The following is a 548-nucleotide window of genomic DNA, read 5'->3' on the forward strand; positions in this document are numbered from 1 at the left end:
TCCTTCATCGCCTCTGACTGCCAAGGCATCCACCATATACGCTTAGTCACTTAACCATACAACCCAAATAAGTCTCTATGAGAGATATCCGTTGTTTCAAGCGGGTAAGCTCAAAACAGTCGTATCATAACTAATGGTTTCTACTTTCGCCAAAATTAGAATTTTTCACTTATTGCTGCGACGCAATAAGCCAAGACACTTAATGTTTAAGTGTTTAGAACTCAATTTTTTAAATTTCGCGCTGATCCTATAAATAACAAAACGATAAATCGCTATGCTATCCCTTTCAGATCAACACTATCAGCTTTCCAAATTTTTAAAGAACGATACCACTGCAACAAGGCAGGATATTTTGTCGCTCACCTCAACTCAATTAAGAGATAAGGAGAACAAGCAATCTGTGTGGACACTCAAACGTATTTGCATACTTCAGATGCGAGTTAGTCGTATAGGTAAGGAGGTGATCCAGCCCCAGGTTCCCCTAGGGCTACCTTGTTACGACTTCACCCCAGTCATGAACCACACCGTGGTAAACGCCCTCCCGAAGG

At 41.6% G+C, this 548-nt stretch carries 1 rRNA gene; it reads right to left on the reverse strand.

Going from position 1 to position 548, the window contains the following annotated elements:
* Window positions 1-453 precede the first annotated feature (453 nt).
* Window positions 454-548, reverse strand: a 16S ribosomal RNA gene (locus L2755_RS22095); the annotation flags it as partial.

Origin of the sequence: Shewanella abyssi, from assembly GCF_023284025.1 — a bacterium.
Taxonomy (GTDB): Bacteria; Pseudomonadota; Gammaproteobacteria; order Enterobacterales; family Shewanellaceae; genus Shewanella; species Shewanella abyssi.